Genomic DNA, 18444 nt, shown 5'->3' with positions numbered 1-18444 from the left:
AGAAGGAAAGATTGCAATACAGCTGAAAACTGTATTAATGTTTTTAGTTGATCTGTATTAATTTTAAGAAATAATGACCGATAGACACTTTCATGATATAATTTTTTCAACTATTACTAATGTGAAGAGAGAGTGGAATGAGTGGAAAAGCCGACTATTTTATTTATTGGGGCAGGCCGAATGGCAGAGGCCATTATTGCTGGTTTACGAGCAAAAAAAGAAAATGAAATAGAACGGATTATCGTTTCAAACCAATCGAATATCATGAGGCTGGAAAGGCTGAAAAAACAATATGGTGCAGAAACGGTCTTTCAATGGCAGGAAAAAATTCACGAAGCAGACACCGTCGTTCTGGCTATGCCACCTGAAGAACATGAGGAAGTTTTTATGAAGCTTCGAAGCCTTGTCAGCGGGCAATTGATCGTGACAATCGCCGCTGGAATCGGTCCATCAAAAATGGAGTCGGCTTTGCCCGAATCAGCAGTCAGCTGGATTATGCCGAACACGGCATCATCTATCGGAGAAAGCATGTCTTTGTACTGCAAAGGGAAAAAGCCGCTTAATGCCCTGCAGGAAAAAAGTCTTAAGCTGCTTCTTGATGCAATTGGACAGGCTGAAGAATGTACGGAGGAAGAAATTCATCATTTAACAGCAATTACAGGAAGTGCGCCTGCATTTGCTTATTTGTTTGCTGAAGTGCTGATTGAGAAAGCAAAAGAATATGGGATTTCTGAAAGCAAGGCGGAAAAGCTTGTCACTCAGATGATCTCCGGTTCAGCTGCTATGCTGATGGCAAACGGAAATCCTTCTGCTTTAAGGGAACAAGTAACAACTCCTGGAGGATCTACAGCTGAGGGAATTAAAGTATTAGAAGAGAGGAAATACAAAGAAATGATTCAAGATGCAATTACTGCTGTTAACAGGAAATCGTTATCTTGAATTGTCTGGCCGTTGTTCTGCGCTAACAAGCGAAGATCATCGGCCTATTGACATTTTCAGGATTCAGGTATATAATTAATTTTGATCGACTCGATGTTAGACTTGAGAGTACGTTAAGTACATTTAGCTATTAGAAATAAACGAAGAAATATCTTTTTTCACCGCATTCTTTCCCTCCAAGAGCTTATCTTCAGTTTATCTGCTTAACAAGAAACCTTTTTCAAAATGATGTTTTTGGTTTATCCAAACAACTGATTCATACTGGCACGGCCTAGGAGCCGTAAGGATGAAAGAGAGGCAGGGCTTTCGTTGTTTTGGTTTTTGGAGATTTATTCTCCAGTCTAAGAAGCCGCTTCATAATCTCACGTATTGCGGAAATTGCGAGTAATAAAAGCTGCCTTTTATGGGTAGCTTTTTAGTTAGAGGTATAAAAGGAGGGTTTTGTTCTTGTATAATAAAAAACCGGTTGAGGAAATTATTACAAAAGATACGAAAATCTGGACTTGTACAGCTGACAATTGCAATTGCTGGGTTCGGGATAACTTTAAAAGCAGTGATGAGCCGTTATGCCCGATCTGTAAAAGCCCAATGGCTACCCAGACAAAAGAGCTTCAAGTAGTCGACAATCCATGCTCATCCTTTTAATTTAAAATAAACGGCCAATTGGCCGTTTATTTTTTTTTGCCATTTTTTAAGAATAGGCTATGTTAAAGCATGGTGTTGATATTTTACACCTGTTGATTGGAGTGGAAGGCGTGAGACTCCGAGCTAAGAGCAGCGGGACAGGTGGGACCCCGCAGGCGCAAAGCGGCGAGGAGGCTCACCGCCCGCCCAAGGATAAGCGAACGCCTGCTAACTGCAATCAACAGCAAAGTTTAACAGTGCTTAAGAATAAAGAGAATCTCGGTAGGAAGTATGGAAAGGTAAACGGCTGCCCTGCTGAAATCTTAAGCTGAAATCAACTGGAAGAGCGGTCGCTAAATATCAGAACATTAAGAATTAAATAGGAATTTGCAAGCGCTTACTCGTATGTGCATCATATAAATACTCGGTTATTAGAGGATTTTTGCCGCCTTGACACTATTTGCGGTCATGTTACGATAGGTAACGTTAATTAATTATACGAACAAAATGCGAACAGTGAAAACAGCGTAAATGTGCCTTAAGAGAAATGGATCGTAATCCGCTTTACCTTAAAAAAATCCATTCAATAAAATCTTGTTAAAAGTTGATTTAATTAGGTGCAAACAGGGGGTCAATATTATGAAGGAAATAAAAATTGCATTTATAGGGGCAGGATCTATGGCTGAAGCCATGATATCGGGCATAACGGAATCACGCACAGTAAAAAGGGAAAATATTTATGTAACAAATAGAACCAATCGTGAAAGAAGAGAAGAGCTAGTTCTAAAATACGGAATACAAGCCATGCATACAGAAGAACTGCCATATGAAGAAATGGATGCATTTATCCTGGCTATGAAGCCTAAGGATGCAGAAAAAGCTATGAAGCCGCTTAAAGAAAAAATTCAGCCGGAACAAACCATTTTGTCGGTTCTCGCGGGAATATCCAATCAGTTTATTGAAGCATGCCTTCACGGCGGACAGCAGGTAATCAGAGTGATGCCAAATACATCGAGCATGATAGGAGAGTCAGCCACAGCGTTATCGCCAAGTCCGAATGTTTCAATGGAAAACGTTTGGATGGCGGAGGAATTAATGGCATCTATTGGAAAGGTATTTGTAATAAAAGAAACCCAGATGGATTTATTTACCGGAATTGCAGGCAGCGGTCCCGCTTACTTCTATTATTTAATGGAAAGCATTGAAAAAACAGCAGAAGAAAATGGAATGGACCCTGAAATGGCCAGGAAAGCAGGAGCCCAGACAATTTTAGGGGCAGCGAAAATGATGATGAGCAGGGAGGAAACACCGGCACAGCTTAGGGAAAACGTTACGTCTCCAAATGGAACCACAGCAGCCGGACTTGAAGCCTTTAAATTTAACGGAGGCGGCCATGCAATCGCACAAGCGATTTTATCAGCCGCTGAACGGTCTAAAGAAATGAGTGAACAATTAGAGGAAGCGATTTTGGTTAAGTAATCATAGGAGTGATCACAGTTGACTAATAAAAAACGCATTGTCATTAAAATTGGAAGCAGCTCTTTAACCAGTCTTCACGGAGAAATCAGCAGAAGGAAGCTGAAAAGAATTGTAGAGGAAGTTGTGGAATTAAAGGAAGAAGGACACGAAGTTCTCCTCGTATCTTCAGGAGCAGTAGCGGCAGGATATCGCAAGCTTGGCTGTGTAGACCGGCCGACGGCATTAACAGAGAAGCAGGCAGCAGCATCCATTGGTCAGGGCCTGCTGATGGAGGCGTACTCGGAATACTTCCTGTCCCATGGATATGTGGCTTCCCAAATTCTCATAACGAGAAGTGACTTTTCTGATGAGAAAAGATATATGAATGCGCGAAATACATTAAAAATTCTGCTGGATCGAGGCATTGTTCCGATAGTAAATGAGAATGATACAGTCACAATTGACCGGTTGAAGTTCGGAGACAATGACACTCTCTCCGCTAAGGTGGCAGGGTTAGTGGATGCAGATCAGCTCATCATCATGTCGGATATAGACGGATTATATGATAGTGATCCCAGGAAAAATCCGCATGCAGAACTTCTATTAAATGTGCATGAAATCACATCCGAGATTGAGGATTCTGCCGGTGATCCAGGGACCGGTGTAGGAACAGGCGGGATGAAGTCTAAAATTGAAGCATTTAAAATCACGATGGCTTCAGGAATCCCGGCTTTTCTAGGGAAATCGGGAATAAAAGGATTGATTGGGGATGCAGTCAGCGGTACTGCTAAAGGAACCTATTTTAATCCAAGCATGGCAGGTGACGGTTTGGATCACCGCAAGCAATGGATTGCCTTTAATTCAGGACCAGAGGGAAGCGTAACCGTCAATGATAAAGCAAAAACCGCTATAGTAGAGCATTCAGGTGAACTGCATGCTCAGCACGTCTTAAACGTATCAGGCCGATTTAAGCATGGTGCCGTTGTGAGACTTAAAGATGATCGGGGAGAGGAAATAGGACTCGGTATCGTCAACTATTCATCTGAACAGCTTTCAAATTTCCGAGGCTTGGATGTAACAGGAATGGATGGGAATGCAAAAGCAATAGTGGACAGCGAAGGCTTAGTCTGCCGGCTGGATTTTCCTATGCCAGCGGGCGTATAATCTGATGGGAGGAATTGGATGACTTTATTAATGGAAAGTCAAACAGTAGAGGACCAGGCGATTAAGGCAAAAAAAGCAGCAAATGTTTTAAAGATGCTGGATACGAAAACGAAAGACCGTGCTTTGGAAAAACTCGCTGATGAATTAGAAGCTAACATCCCGTACATTCTAGACGAAAATGCAAAAGATCTTGAGGCGGGAAGAAAAAAAGGGTACGACGAAGCGTATATGGACCGTTTAAAATTGAGTGAATCAAGAATCAAAGAACTTTCCGGGGGGCTTAGAAAGCTTATCGATCTTGAAGATCCTGCAGGTATAATACAGGAAAAGTGGGAGCTTGATAACGGACTGTCGGCTGAAAAAGTTTCCGTTCCTTTAGGAGTAATCGGGATGATTTATGAAGCCAGACCAAACGTAACAGCCGATGCTGCAGGGCTTGCGCTTAAATCAGGCAATGCGATTGTGCTAAAAGGCGGTTCCTCTGCTCTTTACTCCAATCAAGCGATTGTAAATATTCTGCATCAGGGATTATCCAAAACGGACATTCCGGAAGACGCAGTCCAGTTTATTTCAAGCACAGACCGTAAAGCAGCACAGGAGCTATTTACAATGAAAGAATACATTGATGTTCTCATTCCGCGCGGAGGCGGAGCATTGATCCATGCGGTCGTGGAAAATGCTACTGTACCTGTGCTGGAGACAGGAGTCGGCAATTGCCACATTTATGTCGACAAACACGCAGATAGTGAAAAAGCATTATCCATTATCGTGAATGCTAAGACAGACCGTCCTGCTGTTTGTAACGCTGCTGAGACGATCATTGTTCATAAAGAATGGCTCTCTGCTAATAAAGACATATTGAATGAGACACTTAAGAGAAATAAGATTAAAGTTCATGCTGATCAAGCGGCAATGAATGTTTTGGATGGAGCCGCCGCAGCCGGAGAGCCGGACTGGGCAGATGAATATTTAAGCTTGGATGTTGCAGTGAAAACAGCTGAAAATATGGAGGATGCGATTCATCATATTGACCGGTATGGAACGAAGCATTCCGAAGCAATCATTACAGAGGATGCAGATTCCGCCGAAGAATTTCTTAACAGGGTGGACGCAGCGGCTGTTTATCACAACGCTTCAACACGGTTCACTGATGGGAGTGCATTAGGCTTTGGAGCAGAGATCGGCATCTCGACACAAAAGCTCCATGCAAGAGGTCCGATGGGTCTTCCGGCATTAACTACGACAAAGCTCAAGCTTAAAGGGAATGGTCAAATCAGATAGCATCCGCCAGCCGGTTCCATTTTCGGAGCCGGCTATTTTAAATGGTTGCTGTTCTTAAATCGTTTTTTTGAACGAAAACGATTTGGTCCATTGGCTTAATTTTCCTCTACGCTGACAGCGGGCAGCCCGCTGCATAGAACAAATTCCAATCTCAGCAGCCAAGTTAAACAGTGCTTCAAAATAAAGCAAAGTCATGACGAACGAGCATAATACGTGTAAGATAGATATGCAGCAAGGAAGATTGAAGATAAAGGAGACATACATAATGAAACTGATTGCAATTGACTTAGACGGAACGCTGCTTTCATCGCAGCTGGAGATTTCTGATGTGAATCGAAATGCACTATTAAAAGCGCAGGAAGAGCATCATGTCATGATTTGTTCCGGCAGGGCACCAGAAGATATTCAGGCAGTTTTAAAGGAATTTAATTTGCAATGTGATCTTGCCGGGAGCAATGGGACAGTTGTTTATTCGAAAGGAAAACTCCTATCGAGGGTATCGATCAGCGAAAGTGCAGTCAAGGAATCGGCAGCTTTGCTTGATAAAAAGAATGTACCGTATAAACTTTATACGAGCGAAGGCATCTACGTCCTGAACAGCTGGGCTGAACGGACAACCGCCGCATTAGAATCACTGGATGGCAAGCATTCCATATCAGAAGCTGAATATAAAAGAATTACGGAACAGCCAAAAGCGGATGGAGCTGTAAAGCTCTTTGATTCTGTTGAAGAATTATTGAACAAAGAAGGACTGTCTATTCAAAAATTCTTTATCTTAACCCTTGATCAGGCTTTAAAGGAGGAGCTGCTCCCAGCCCTTGAGAGCATCGACGGTATTGCCCCGACTTCTTCTGGTCCGAATAACCTTGAAATCATGAATCCAGACGGCCATAAAGGGCAGGGACTTCAAATTATGGCTTCCCATTTAGGTATTAAAATGGAGGACACGGTTGCGATAGGAGATAATTTCAATGACGTCCCTATGATGGAAGCTGCGGGATTATCCATTGCTATGGGAAATGCAGATCCGGATGTGAAGAAACTTTGTGACAGAGAAACTCTTACCAATAATCAAGATGGTGTAGCACACGCCATCACTCATTACATAATGGGCTGAATGGGAGAGAGCGGCGATGAACATGGCATTCAATATCAAACCAATTGACCGGCTTTCGGGTGAAAAAGCAAGCGAGCATATCAATCAGCTAACAAAACCCCTTGGAAGTTTAGGAAGGCTTGAAAGTCTGGCTGTTCAGCTTGCAGAAATAACAGCCAATCCGTTTCCTTCCGTTTGTCCGCCCGGCGTCCTTGTTTTCGCAGCCGACCATGGCATTACAGAAGAAGGAGTTTCTGCATTTCCTTCAGACGTTACGGCGCTTATGGCTGTAAATTTCAGCAGCGGAGGGGCAGCCATTAACGTTTTTGCAAGAATGATTGAAGCTCAGATGACGGTAGTTGACATAGGGATAAAAGGACATCAGGTTTTCCCGGGAGTTCAAGCTTGTAAAATCCGTATGGGAACAGCTAACTTTGTCAGAGAAAAAGCCATGTCTGAATACGAGGCTGAGCAGGCAATCTCGACCGGCAGGGAGCAGGCTGCGGCAATGATCCAATCAGGCGTGAAGTGCCTCATCCCAGGAGAAATGGGAATTGGGAACACCACCTCGTCAAGTGCTCTTCTTGCTGCCATCACAGGCCTTGATGTTCACGCCATTACAGGCTATGGAACGGGGATTGAAGAAAAGAAGAAAGCTCGCAAATCCGAGCTAATCACCATTGCCCTTGAAAAGCACCGTCCCGATAAAGAAAATGCCCTTGAATTGCTCTCAGCAGTAGGGGGACTTGAAATCGCCGGAATGTGCGGAGCAATCCTTTCAGCAGCTGAACACAGGATCCCAATCCTTTTGGACGGATTCATCTGCACGGCGGCAGCGTGTCTTGCCGTTCTCATTTCTCCGAATGTCCGTGACTATTTAATTGCAGGCCATTTATCGGAAGAACCAGGACACAAGAAAGCACTCGAGTGGCTCGGTCTGGAACCTCTATTAAAGCTCCAGCTTAGGCTTGGGGAGGGAAGCGGCGCAGCGCTTGCCTACCCAATTGTAAAGGGAGCAGCAAAAATGCTCTGTGAAATGGCAACTTTTGAACAAGCAGGAATAAAATAAGTCAATAAATCTTGAAACTGCCGGACTTGTTCCGGCAGTTTTTTTTTGTGGAATTTAATATAAAATCATTATGTAAATTAAAACAAATAGAATCATGTTCTAAATAATCAATTAGATGTCTTTTCCAATGAACATTGTTCTAAAAGAAAAAGCATGGCTATGTTAAAGCATAATGTAAATTTTTAAAACCCTGAAGCTTGAAGCGGAAAGCGAATGCCTGCAGTTAAGTTTAATTGAATTAATAACCAACAAAAACCATTCTAAATAAACCATGTTCTAAATAATCACTTTAAAACCAAAATCCGTAATAAAATGTAAAAAGAATCATTTTACAAAATGGGAAAGGGAAATCATGTTCTATTAGCGAAAGGAGTAGTATGCTTTCAATAGGAGGGGACAGAATGAAAGAATCAAGAAACAGCAGCGGTTTCCTGCTTAAACAGCGGGCATTTCTTAAATTATATATGATCACACTGACAGACCAGAAAAGGCTTTATGGGCTTAAGCTGCTGGATAATATGAGAGATGAATTCAGAAGATTTGGCTATAAGCCGAATCATTCTGAAGTATATAAAGCTCTTCATGAATTAATTGATGATGGCGTATTAAAGCAGGTGAAGAAAAAGAAAGAGGGAATGAAGCTTCAGGAAGTTGTATTCTACGAATTTCGGGATTTTGACGCTGCGATGCTCTATAAAAAGCAGCTTAAGGTTGAACTTGAGCGATGTCAAGGGCTAATTGAAAAGGCGATTAAAGATAATTTTTAAAAACAAACGGGCGATTCATTGAGAATCGCCCGTTTTTGCTTGTTCCTGATTTTTTTCACTGTTAAACTTTTTAGCTCTTTTTTTCATGGAATTAACCATGTAACCGCCTTTAAATGATCTCAATTCATAGGAAGTCATAAACGCCTTCGGTTCAATTTCTTCTACAATTTCCATAAGTTCCTGCTCTCTTGATCGTTTGGAAACAATATCCAAACGGTAGCGCATGGAGTTTAAGCCTTGTCCGGTGAAAACCGTAACTCCGAAGCCGGCGTTTCTTAGCGCATGAACTAATTCGTCAGAACGCTCATTAAGATTAACGTGGTGGGTAACATAGCCGATTGCCAGCCTGTTTTCAAGTTTGCCGCCTAAATACAGCCCAACGCTGAAGCCCAGAACATAGGCAATAATGTTATAAATATTAGAAAGGTCCTGAAAAACAATTCCAAGTGCCACGATGTAAATCGCAGCTTCCATTAATCCAACGCCAGCGGCAGCTCTCGTTTGATTTTTAACTAAAAAGATCGTCCGAAGAGTAAGGATTGGAACATATAAAATCTGCAGGACGAAAATCAAAAGCGGCTGTAAAAGCAAAAAGAAAACCCCATTTCTATAGAAGTACATTTATGCAATAAGGACAGTATAGTATGTTTGCCTGTACATGAAAAGACAATTTTAGAATTTGTATTTAATCATTATGTTCCCCTGATTTAACATTGAAAACCATTTGAGAATAAAAAGGGTAGCAGGATAGGGAGCGGGGAAGGTTAATAGGGGTTTAACAGGCAAATGAAGGAGAGGATTTTCATGGGTGATGCAGCGATTCAAAGACCGAAGGGGAAAAATACGAGATGGGCGATTTCCTCCCTCTTATGCAGCATAATTATCCTTAATTATTTTGACCGGGTTGCGATCGCGGTCGCGGCGCCTGAGCTGCAGGACAGCTTCAACCTGTCCGCTACAGAGATTGGTATTGTTTTTTCCATATATAATTATGCTTATACTATGATGCAGCTGCCTATAGGAACAATGCTCGATAAATGGGGAGTATCATGGATTACAAGAATCGGTATGGCGGTATGGAGCATATTAACCATCATTTTCGCATTTATAAGCGGAAAGCTGCTCCTTTACCTATTAAGGTTCTTAACTGGAATCATGAGCGCTTCTGCTTTTCCGGCTGCTTCTAAAGCCACGGCAAACTGGTTTCCATATCATGAACGGGGTCTGGCAAATTCTTTATTTGATTCCGCCGCAAAATTTTCGAATGTACTTGGAGGACCGCTAGTTGCTTTATTAATTACATTTTATGACTGGCGCACTGCCTTTTTGGTTTTAGGAATCATAAATGTCATCTTCACACTTATTTTTTGGAGCTATTACGACGAGCCTGGCAGACATAAAACCATTTCAGAAGAAGAAATCAATTATATTCAAAAATATGGAGCAAATGCTTCAGATATCCCGGTTCACCGGGCAAAAGACGTATGGAAAAAGCTTTTTACCAGCAGAAAGGTATGGGGAGTCACCATTGGTTTTACCGGATACGGGTATACATTTAATCTTTTATTGCTATGGCTCCCTACTTATTTTAAAGAAGAATTCCAGGTTGACCTCTTATCGTCCTCTTTGCTGACCGCTATTCCATGGCTAATTGCTTCTATAACGGGAGTAGCGGTGGGAGGATGGCTCGTTGACCGGCTGATTCAAAAAGGGCATAAATCGAATCGGGTTTACAAAGGTATCATTATAATCGGAATGCTGATTGGTTTTTCATTTCTTGGCGCCATTCTTACCAGCAATCCGATTCTCTCCATGGTATTTATCTCCATTGGCCTTGCCGGAATATCTGCCACGGCACCAATCGGATGGACAATTGCATCCAAAATTTCTCCACCGGGTGCACAGGGGCAGACAAGCTCTATCGTTAACTTCTCGAATAATTTATTCGGAGGAATCATGGCGGCTGCCCTTACCGGATACCTTGTAGATAAAACCGGGTCGTTTCATTTATCTTTCATGATTGCAGGAGCGGTTCTTGCAATCGGACTGTTCTTTTATACGATTGTCCTGGGAGATATAAAAACGGTTGAATTTGGTGAAACGGAAAAAGAGAGCAAGTGAAGCCATTGGGAGGCCATTATGGAATTGGCGATTTTGTGCTGAACAAACGTTAACAGCATATATATAAGGACAGGTCTTACTCTGGAGGTATCGTGTTGCGAGAGGGATTTGTCTTTAAGTTATATGCATTAGCGGCAGTTGCTTTTTGGGGGATTTCTTTTGTCTCCAGTAAATCCTTGCTTCAGAACCTGGATCCTTATACAATCGTGGCGTCAAGATTCGGACTGGCTTCTTTACTTCTTGGACTGGCAGGTGCCGTTTTTAATATCCCTTTAGCTATCAGATTGAAACATTTACCCCAGCTTGTAATCCTCGGTGTTTCCGGTGTGTTCATTCATCAGTGGATTCAAGTGCTGGCTCTTCAATACATTGATGCCGTTTCCGCTGGCTGGCTGATTGCCTGTTCCCCTGTTTTTACCGTCATCCTATCGGCCGCACTTTTAGGGGAGAACATGACGAAAAGCAAAGGGTTCGGAATGGCTGCCGCCCTCGCAGGTGTACTTTTTGTCGCTTCCAGTGAGGGATTTAAAGCTTCATCTAATGCAGGTGTTGCATTAATGGTGCTCAGTACACTTAATTGGGCAATTTACTCCATCTTATTAAAAAAGTTATTTGTGCCTTACCCAATAATCACGATTGCGTTTTACACAAGTGTCATTGGTTCTCTGCTGATGCTTCCGTTTACGATAAGAAATGGGGGCTGGCATGCTTTAGTTACAATGCCTGATCATCAATGGGCGCACCTTCTTTTTCTGGCAATCTTTGTTTCTGCAGCCGCCTATTGGTTTTGGGGAAAGGCGTTATCAAGGATGAATGCCTCAAGCGTGGCCGCTTTTCTGTATATTGAGCCTCTATTTACCTTGGCTGCAGGAGCAGTCCTCCTGCAAGAGAGAATGGCAGTTTCAGCACTAATAGGAGGGGCTATGATTCTATTTGGTGTCTATTGGATGAATAAGAAACTGCCAGCTTGAATATAACCAGATACTTTCCTGCTTTTTCTCTGTTCATGTATAATTTGAGTAACGGGATTAAAAGAGGAGGTATCCAATGAAATTTTTAGTTGTTGGAGCAGGAGCTGTGGGGGGATATTTTGGAGGAAGACTCGCCGAAAATGAACAGGATGTAACGTTTCTTGTACGGGAAAAACGGAATCGGCAGCTTGCTGAAACAGGCCTGATTATAAAAAGCGTTCATGGTGATTTCAGCTTTCAGCCAGAAACCATAACAAGCGGAGATCTGGGAACATACGATGTGATCCTTCTTAGCACAAAAGCCTACCAACTTGATCAGGCAATATCCGATATTGCACCGTACGTTCGGGAAAATACGGTCATTATACCGATGCTGAACGGGATGAATCATATACATAAGCTGAAAGAGCGGTTTTCTGATCATCAGGTTCTAGGGGGTCTGTGTTTCATAGAGTCTGATCTATCATCGGAAGGTTTCATTATTCAGACCAGCCAGACCCATCGTTTCGTTTTTGGAGAATGGGATGGGAGCATGACGGAAAGGGCCCGGGATGTCGAGCATGCATTTAATGGAAGCAAAAGTGATTCAAAAGCAAGCCGCTTAATTGTGCAGGATATGTGGGAGAAATACCTCTTTATCGCGGCTATGTCCAGTGTAACCACACTTTTCAGACAGCCGATTGGGCCAATTAGAGAAGTGCCTGAATCAAGAGAATTTCTAGCAAGGCTGTTTAAAGAATTGGAATCTGTAATGAGACAGGCAAATGCACCTCTGTCAGGACAAATTACAGAGAAACATATGCAAACAATCGATCAGATGAGCTATACAATGAAATCTTCTATGCAAAGAGACATGGAAAAACACGGGAATGTTGAAGCAGGACATCTGCAGGGATATCTTTATAATATGGCAAACGAGACAGGTATTTCAGTACCGAATTTGCATGCTGTTTACTCAAATTTAAGGTTATATGAAAAATCCAGGGAATCCTCGTTTTAAGCTGCTTCACATTGTGGTAATGAACAGGTATAGGAGGAGATATTTTGAAGCATGTCGTGTTCTATGATGCGCAATGTCCATTATGTTTTCATTTGAAAAAATTCCTTTCCTCATTAGACTGGCAATGCAAAATCAAATGGTCTTCTGTACAAACGATAGAAGAAACTCCCTTTGCATTCCTGAGAGATCGTCCTTTACTTGAAAAAATCCATATGATTACAAGAGATGAAGAGGTCTTAGCCGGAGCGCATGCATTAAGGGAGATTTTTCTTGCCATGCCGCTTACAAGGCCGCTTGGAATCATTATGTATATTCCATTCGTGATAAAAGCAGCAGAGATTATTTACTCACAAGTTTCTACGAGCCGGTTCAAGTGGTTCGGCCGATACAGCCAGCCCCGGTATGAATGATTTGAAAAGTGAAGCTGGACGATTCAGTCACTGATATGATTAAGCTGAATCGTGACACAGCTTCTTTTTTCTTTTTTTTCCTCTTTCTATCTTAAGCCTAATAGTTTAGTTTTTTGGTGAAAATGGTACTATATACACATGTGTCATTTCTCTTAAGTGGTAAAATCTATAGGTGTTCATTCCAAAATTTATTTGATTCATCCAAGGAATGGATTTAATTTTCTCTTATTATTAGTATCTATTAAAGCCTGATGTTGATTACTGGAACCTGTTAATTGGAGTGGAAAGCGCGAGACTTGATCTTTTGAACAGCGGGACAGGTGAGTCCACGCACTCGCGAAGCGAAGGGGAGGCTCACCGCCCGCACAAGGATATGGGACCGAGTGCTAATTGCAGTCAACAGCCAAGTTTTAAAGCTTTTTATTAAAATATGAAACATTTTCCATGGTTTAAACGTTTTATAGGGGAGCTAGAAATAAATAGTGAATTGGGAGAGAGAGCAATTGTTAAAAAAATCAGCCATTGTGTTAGGACTATTGTTTGCTGGAGGATGTTCAGCAGCAGGGGGGGGCACAGTGGAAGTAACTAAGCCAGAAGATTTAATGACAAAAGAGACCGTTCTTGAAGCGAAAGATTTCAGCCGCAAAGTGGAGTTAATTGATTCCAGAACAAATGATGTTCTTTATACGTATGATTCCTCGAATGGTGATATAGATGCCGATTCAATCGCAGATGATCTAGCAAAGAAAATTGATCAGCCTATGGTGCCGGCAAAGTTAGGTGCTAACGGACAATTTTCAGCCGGGCAGAAAAGAGTGGTCCTGGATGAAGAAAAAACATCCGGCATGCTTCAAAATTTAAGTGCTTACGAAAGCCGAATTACGCTTCCGATTGAAGAAAGTGTACCGAATGTGAAAGCAGAAGACATCAGCGGGATTACGAATCAGGTAATCGGTGAGTACAAAACAGATTTTAATCCAGCGGTTAAAGGCCGGGTCCATAATATTAAATTGTCATCAAACGCGATTAATAACATTGTACTTGGTCCTGGAGACCGCTTTTACTACAATTTAATCGTTGGCGAAAGAACGGAAGCAAGAGGCTTTCAAAAAGCTCTTGAAATCGTAAATAAAGAGTTTGTAGAAGGGGTTGGAGGAGGAATCTGCCAGACATCCTCGACACTTTATAACGCAGTAGAAAATGCAGGACTCGAAATTATTGAGCTGCATCACCATTCCAAACAGGTTGGATATGTACCGAAAGACAAGGATGCGACGGTTTCGTGGGGCGGACCGGATTTCAAATTTGAAAACAGCAAGGATTTTCCTGTCTTGATTCGTTCGACAGTTGATGAAGTAAATGGGGCCATGACCATTCAAATATTAAGTGCAGTAAAGATGGTAAAAAGCTAATAATGAAGAAAGAACCCGCTAAATTAAGTAAGCGGGTTCTTTCTTTGTTTCATTCGGAAAAGGATGATGTCCTTTCACTTCCTTTATTAAGAGAAGTTGGTTCAAGCATCACGGATATCCATAATCACTTCGCTTCCGAAATGATCGTCAAAGAGTACCGTCAGCAGTTTCTCTGCGGCAAAAGAAGGCGAATAAAGCTTTCCTTCTTCCTTTAATTTTATAAATCGGTTCTGCTGCGGAAATTTGCCTTCTTCTAAACTGCGTATGTGCTCCTGCATACTCGTATCAACGACACCCGGAGCAATGGAAACACATTTAATCCCATTTGTTCTTTGTTTTTGTTCTTCAGCGATACAGCGTGAAAAATGATCTAGCCCGGCTTTAGAAGAGCAATAGCTGCTCCAGCCTTCATAGGACTTCCTGGCTGCTCCTGAGGAAATATTCATAATTCTTTTTTCTGCAGGGATATCAGCCGTTCTCTTAATAAATTCGGAGGTTAATACCATAGGAGCAATAAGGTTAACCGAGATATTCTGTACCATTTCACCTGCTGATGCAAGCTCTGCTGGCACAACGGGCTGTACAGTACCGGCATTATTCAGTAAATAGATGCCTTGCAGATTCTCAAAGCGAATGGAAGAGAAAATATGTTCCATAAGATCCGGAATCGATTCTGCATTTGATAAATCTGCTTCAATTTCTAAGAAAGGAGCCTTTTTCTCTTCAGCTTTCTGTTGGAGAAATTCACTCTTTGATCTTGATAGACAGATAACGTGATGTGCTGTATTCAGCAATTGAGAGGCCAGCTCTTCCCCAAGACCTCTAGATGTACCTGTAATGATAAAAGTTTTCATGAGAATGCCTCCAGGCTGTTATGATAAAATGATAATCATACAATTGCTAACACTATATCGCATCAAAAGGAGCGAATGCCAGTGTTTGTTCATAAAAACTTGCCAGTTGGAAAAATCGTTTTTATCGGAGACAGTATTACGGATTCCGGCCGGAAGTCCGATCCTGTGAACCTGGGTCATGGATATGTGCGGTTAATAAGAGATTATTATGTATTAGAAGGGCTGGGCTCCAAAATCGAGGTATGCAACAGGGGAATTAGCGGCAACCGAGTGACGGATCTTGCATCACGCTGGGAAAAGGATGTTATTAATGAGAAGCCCGATTTTCTTACAATTTCAATTGGGATAAATGACGTCTGGAGACAGCTCGATCAGCCAGGTATGAAACAGGTGATGCCAGATGATTTCAGAAGAATCTATGAGCAAATTTTAGACGAAGCAACAGCAAAAACAAAAGCTCGTTTAATTTTAATGGAGCCTACAGTAATTGAAGAAGATCTTCAATCTGAAGGGAATAGGAAGCTCATTCCATACATAAATACGGTAAAAGACCTTGCATTGAAATACAATGCAATTTTAGTTCCGGCCCACCAGGCGTTTACTGAAGTGCTTCACGTCAATGAGAGAGTCCCTTTAACAACAGATGGAGTGCATATGACTTCCACCGGTAATCTGCTAATGGCTAAATCGTGGATTGAATCGGTTAGTCAAGTTATATAATAAAAAGGCTAAGTAATAAATCCTGGTGTTGAATTTTGACACCTTTTGATCGGAGCGGAAAGCGAGTGCCTGCTAACTGCAATTAACAGCCAAGTTTACCAGATAATAAAAAACGGGAAGTCCGATTTGACAGCTTCCCGTTGGAGTGTGAACATACTATTGTGGTATAACCCTGATTTCATCATGATCGAGACTGTCCGTCCCATTTTCAAAAATAAGTTTCGTGACAAACTTGTAGGTCGTCTTTTCATCCGTCAAAGGCAATTGCTCCGGCAATCTGCATTTAAAAGAGATGGCCCTATTCTCTTCTGCCATCACTGTGGAAGCAGTGTATATACAGTTGTTTAGGATATGAGTTTCTTTTCCATTAAGGGTTTGAACAAGATCGGATTCAATTCTTTTTAATTTTTGTTCAATGGTTCCCCCATAAATATCGTAGCGCCCATTAATGACGTCACCCTGTTTATAGATTTCGCTGTCTAGTACTAAATCAATTTTAGCTGCGCCAATCCCAAGACGGGACATCCATTTTCTTAATAGCATATTGTCAACCTCTCCATTTTCATTCGATATGATGTATACGAGGCAGTGATCATAAAGGTTTCGTCTTTTTTGATTTCTAGTCTGTCTACCAACAGCATATCAAATTCTCTATTCATGATAAACCGAACGTTCTGTGACAAAAACTGAAGCAAATAAACGACATCATCTCCATTAAATCCAAGTGTGATGTTACACGAATAATCTAAAATAGTTTGCGTAATTAAGAGGAGGGGCCGCAATGATCAGCATTACAGCTTATATGAATGTAAAACCGGGGTACCGGGAAGAGTTTCTTGAAAAAGTACAGCAGGTAATTGAACATACAAGAGAAGAAGAGGGAAATGTCAGTTACCGCCTATATGAAGAAACAGGCAATTCCAATCAATTTGTGATGCTCGAGCAATGGAAGGATCAGCACGCCATAGACGTTCACAATCAATCTGACCACTTCCAGAATTTTTTCGCAGCAGCTAAAAAAATACTTGCTGAACCTCTCACATTAAAGCGATTTATTAATGATGATGATTAACACTAGCCCGATCCTTCTTGGATCGGGTAATATTATGGTGTCATATTTACAGACCGCTGGTCGGTTTTTATAATAATGAGGGGAGGGATGTCATGAAACAGCTTGCGAGACGTATTCGATCAGAGCAAAAGATTACAGAATCGGCTAAACAGCTTATTGCAGAAAAAGGGTGCCCTCAGACAACATTTGCTGAATTAATGAAGATAACAGGCCTGTCAAAAGGTGCAATTTATCATTACGTGTCAAGCAAAGACGATTTGATGGCAAAGGTTCTGCAAAATCTTTTGGCAGAAAGCAATGACCGTTTTTTTTACAAGCTGTCTGAAGGCCAAAAATCAATGCTGGATCCAGCAGACGTATTGGCGGAACAGATCAGGGTAATGGAAGATGCAGAACAGATTATCGGAAAGATTTTTGTCTATTTGGTTTCTCGCACAGATCATCAAACTGCACGGGATGCCCTTGATGATTTTTATGACAGTCTCTATCAATTCGCATTGCTATGGATTCGTTCCGGTCAGCAAAATGGGACAATCCCAATTGAGCTCAATCCTTCGAAGGCGGCGGAGTTGTATATGCTGCTGCTTGACGGCTTCAGGCTGAGGTCCACTCTTTATCAATCCGACTTTACACTCAACTCTGATGAACTTTCTGCGGTTTTGAGCCAGCTTTTCAGCAGGAAGGATTTGTTATCATCGTCCAGTTAAGCATATAAGGAGCAAGTCTGGCCAAAACTTGATACGATGGTTTCAAGTTTAAGGAGATGAAGGAGGATTTGAAATGGCTGAAGTACAGTTGCGTGAAGACTTTAAAGAATATTTGGAGCAGTTCAAGAAAAATACTCCTAAAGAAACACGGGAGAAAATGGAGCAAGCGATTCGGGAGCTTGAGAATTCTCAAGAAGGAAAGGGCCTTCAGGTTGGTGATCAAATTCCTGATTTCGTTCTGCCGGATGCGAATGGCAAGGAAATCAGTATAACGGATATCCTGAAAAAAGGACCTGCTGTTATCACATTTTACAGAGGCGGATGGTGTCCATATTGCAATATGGAGCTTAAAGCTTATCAATCCATTTTGGATGAAATTCATGAAGCGGGAGCTGAGCTTGTAGCCATCAGTCCGGAAAGTCCTGATGCATCACTCAGCACGAAAGAAAAAAATGACCTGTCCTTTCATGTTTTAAGTGATCAAGGAAATAGGACGGCACAGGATTTTAATCTTGTTTACCGTATGCCCGAGTATTTAATTGAAATTTATAAGGAAAAGGGATTGGATATTCCCGGACACAATGGAGATGAATCCTGGAGTATTCCTGTATCCGCTACCTTCATTGCCGACCAAAACGGAAACATTATCTATGAATATACGAAAGCCGATTACAAAGATCGGGCTGAGCCTTCTGAAATTCTTGCTCAATTAAAACAGATCAATTACTAAATAACGAAGCTGTCTTTACTTTTTGAATATGGACGCTTTATAGTGGGGC

The 18444-nt window shown here is 41.7% G+C and carries 20 protein-coding genes; 17 read left to right on the top strand and 3 right to left on the bottom strand.

Annotated features, from left to right (window positions below; genetic code table 11):
- Nucleotides 1–141: 141 nt before the first annotated feature.
- The 8 genes from proC (WCV65_RS11200) to WCV65_RS11165 all read left to right on the top strand — a co-directional run bounded on the left by proC (WCV65_RS11200) (nucleotide 142) and on the right by WCV65_RS11165 (nucleotide 8398).
- Nucleotides 142–939, top strand: coding sequence for a pyrroline-5-carboxylate reductase (gene proC, locus WCV65_RS11200; protein WP_338776494.1), 798 nt, complete (start codon nucleotides 142–144; stop codon nucleotides 937–939).
- Between the two features lie 447 nt (nucleotides 940–1386).
- Nucleotides 1387–1584: a cold-shock protein gene (locus tag WCV65_RS11195; protein ID WP_035406654.1), complete on the top strand. Its 198-nt coding sequence runs from the start codon at nucleotides 1387–1389 to the stop codon at nucleotides 1582–1584.
- Between the two features lie 618 nt (nucleotides 1585–2202).
- Nucleotides 2203–3042, top strand: coding sequence for a pyrroline-5-carboxylate reductase (proC, locus tag WCV65_RS11190; protein ID WP_338776492.1), 840 nt, complete (start codon nucleotides 2203–2205; stop codon nucleotides 3040–3042).
- 18 nt (nucleotides 3043–3060) lie between these two features.
- Nucleotides 3061–4185, top strand: coding sequence for a glutamate 5-kinase (proB, locus tag WCV65_RS11185; protein ID WP_035411285.1), 1125 nt, complete (start codon nucleotides 3061–3063; stop codon nucleotides 4183–4185).
- A gap of 18 nt (nucleotides 4186–4203) precedes the next feature.
- Nucleotides 4204–5466, top strand: a complete 1263-nt coding sequence (locus WCV65_RS11180; RefSeq protein WP_035411288.1) for a glutamate-5-semialdehyde dehydrogenase — start codon at nucleotides 4204–4206, stop codon at nucleotides 5464–5466.
- 265 nt (nucleotides 5467–5731) lie between these two features.
- Nucleotides 5732–6583: a Cof-type HAD-IIB family hydrolase gene (locus WCV65_RS11175; RefSeq protein ID WP_338776487.1), complete on the top strand. Its 852-nt coding sequence runs from the start codon at nucleotides 5732–5734 to the stop codon at nucleotides 6581–6583.
- Between the two features lie 22 nt (nucleotides 6584–6605).
- Nucleotides 6606–7631: a nicotinate-nucleotide--dimethylbenzimidazole phosphoribosyltransferase gene (cobT, locus tag WCV65_RS11170; protein WP_035412001.1), complete on the top strand. Its 1026-nt coding sequence runs from the start codon at nucleotides 6606–6608 to the stop codon at nucleotides 7629–7631.
- A gap of 401 nt (nucleotides 7632–8032) precedes the next feature.
- Nucleotides 8033–8398 (top strand): helix-turn-helix transcriptional regulator, encoded by a 366-nt coding sequence (locus tag WCV65_RS11165; RefSeq protein ID WP_035411293.1) that lies wholly within the window; start codon nucleotides 8033–8035, stop codon nucleotides 8396–8398.
- A gap of 15 nt (nucleotides 8399–8413) precedes the next feature.
- Here the strand turns inward: WCV65_RS11165 and WCV65_RS11160 are convergent, their stop codons facing one another.
- Nucleotides 8414–8989: a DUF2179 domain-containing protein gene (locus tag WCV65_RS11160; protein WP_231889980.1), complete on the bottom strand. Its 576-nt coding sequence runs from the start codon at nucleotides 8987–8989 to the stop codon at nucleotides 8414–8416.
- Between the two features lie 213 nt (nucleotides 8990–9202).
- Between WCV65_RS11160 and WCV65_RS11155 the strand changes: the two genes are divergently transcribed.
- The 5 genes from WCV65_RS11155 (at nucleotide 9203) to WCV65_RS11135 (ending at nucleotide 14312) form a co-directional block, all read left to right on the top strand.
- Nucleotides 9203–10519, top strand: coding sequence for an MFS transporter (locus tag WCV65_RS11155; protein WP_338776479.1), 1317 nt, complete (start codon nucleotides 9203–9205; stop codon nucleotides 10517–10519).
- Between the two features lie 95 nt (nucleotides 10520–10614).
- Nucleotides 10615–11490, top strand: a complete 876-nt coding sequence (locus WCV65_RS11150; RefSeq protein ID WP_035411300.1) for a DMT family transporter — start codon at nucleotides 10615–10617, stop codon at nucleotides 11488–11490.
- 76 nt (nucleotides 11491–11566) lie between these two features.
- Nucleotides 11567–12490 carry a ketopantoate reductase family protein gene (locus WCV65_RS11145; protein WP_338776477.1) on the top strand — a complete coding sequence of 308 codons (924 nt, stop codon included), beginning with the start codon at nucleotides 11567–11569 and terminating at the stop codon, nucleotides 12488–12490.
- Nucleotides 12491–12534: 44 nt separating this feature from the next.
- Nucleotides 12535–12900 (top strand): DUF393 domain-containing protein, encoded by a 366-nt coding sequence (locus tag WCV65_RS11140; protein WP_035411306.1) that lies wholly within the window; start codon nucleotides 12535–12537, stop codon nucleotides 12898–12900.
- A 575-nt stretch (nucleotides 12901–13475) separates the two neighbouring features.
- On the top strand, nucleotides 13476–14312 hold the full coding sequence (locus tag WCV65_RS11135) for a VanW family protein (protein ID WP_338776475.1): 837 nt from the start codon (nucleotides 13476–13478) through the stop codon (nucleotides 14310–14312).
- A 101-nt stretch (nucleotides 14313–14413) separates the two neighbouring features.
- Here the strand turns inward: WCV65_RS11135 and WCV65_RS11130 are convergent, their stop codons facing one another.
- Nucleotides 14414–15166: a (S)-benzoin forming benzil reductase gene (locus WCV65_RS11130; RefSeq protein ID WP_338776473.1), complete on the bottom strand. Its 753-nt coding sequence runs from the start codon at nucleotides 15164–15166 to the stop codon at nucleotides 14414–14416.
- Nucleotides 15167–15241: 75 nt separating this feature from the next.
- Between WCV65_RS11130 and WCV65_RS11125 the strand changes: the two genes are divergently transcribed.
- Nucleotides 15242–15886 (top strand): SGNH/GDSL hydrolase family protein, encoded by a 645-nt coding sequence (locus WCV65_RS11125; protein WP_338776471.1) that lies wholly within the window; start codon nucleotides 15242–15244, stop codon nucleotides 15884–15886.
- A 156-nt stretch (nucleotides 15887–16042) separates the two neighbouring features.
- On the opposite strand, the gene WCV65_RS11120 is transcribed toward WCV65_RS11125, so the two are convergent.
- Nucleotides 16043–16429 carry a sporulation protein gene (locus WCV65_RS11120; RefSeq protein ID WP_035411313.1) on the bottom strand — a complete coding sequence of 129 codons (387 nt, stop codon included), beginning with the start codon at nucleotides 16427–16429 and terminating at the stop codon, nucleotides 16043–16045.
- A gap of 238 nt (nucleotides 16430–16667) precedes the next feature.
- On the opposite strand from WCV65_RS11120, the gene WCV65_RS11115 reads away from it, so the two are divergent.
- The 3 genes from WCV65_RS11115 (at nucleotide 16668) to WCV65_RS11105 (ending at nucleotide 18395) form a co-directional block, all read left to right on the top strand.
- Nucleotides 16668–16958: a putative quinol monooxygenase gene (locus tag WCV65_RS11115; RefSeq protein ID WP_338776469.1), complete on the top strand. Its 291-nt coding sequence runs from the start codon at nucleotides 16668–16670 to the stop codon at nucleotides 16956–16958.
- A gap of 92 nt (nucleotides 16959–17050) precedes the next feature.
- Nucleotides 17051–17665, top strand: a complete 615-nt coding sequence (locus WCV65_RS11110) for a TetR/AcrR family transcriptional regulator (protein WP_338776467.1) — start codon at nucleotides 17051–17053, stop codon at nucleotides 17663–17665.
- Nucleotides 17666–17738: 73 nt separating this feature from the next.
- On the top strand, nucleotides 17739–18395 hold the full coding sequence (locus tag WCV65_RS11105) for a peroxiredoxin-like family protein (protein ID WP_338776465.1): 657 nt from the start codon (nucleotides 17739–17741) through the stop codon (nucleotides 18393–18395).
- Nucleotides 18396–18444: the final 49 nt, after the last annotated feature.

The organism is Metabacillus sp. FJAT-52054 (assembly GCF_037201815.1).
Taxonomy (GTDB): domain Bacteria; phylum Bacillota; class Bacilli; order Bacillales; family Bacillaceae; genus Metabacillus_B; species Metabacillus_B sediminis.
This window is presented reverse-complemented; position numbering and strand designations above follow the sequence as displayed.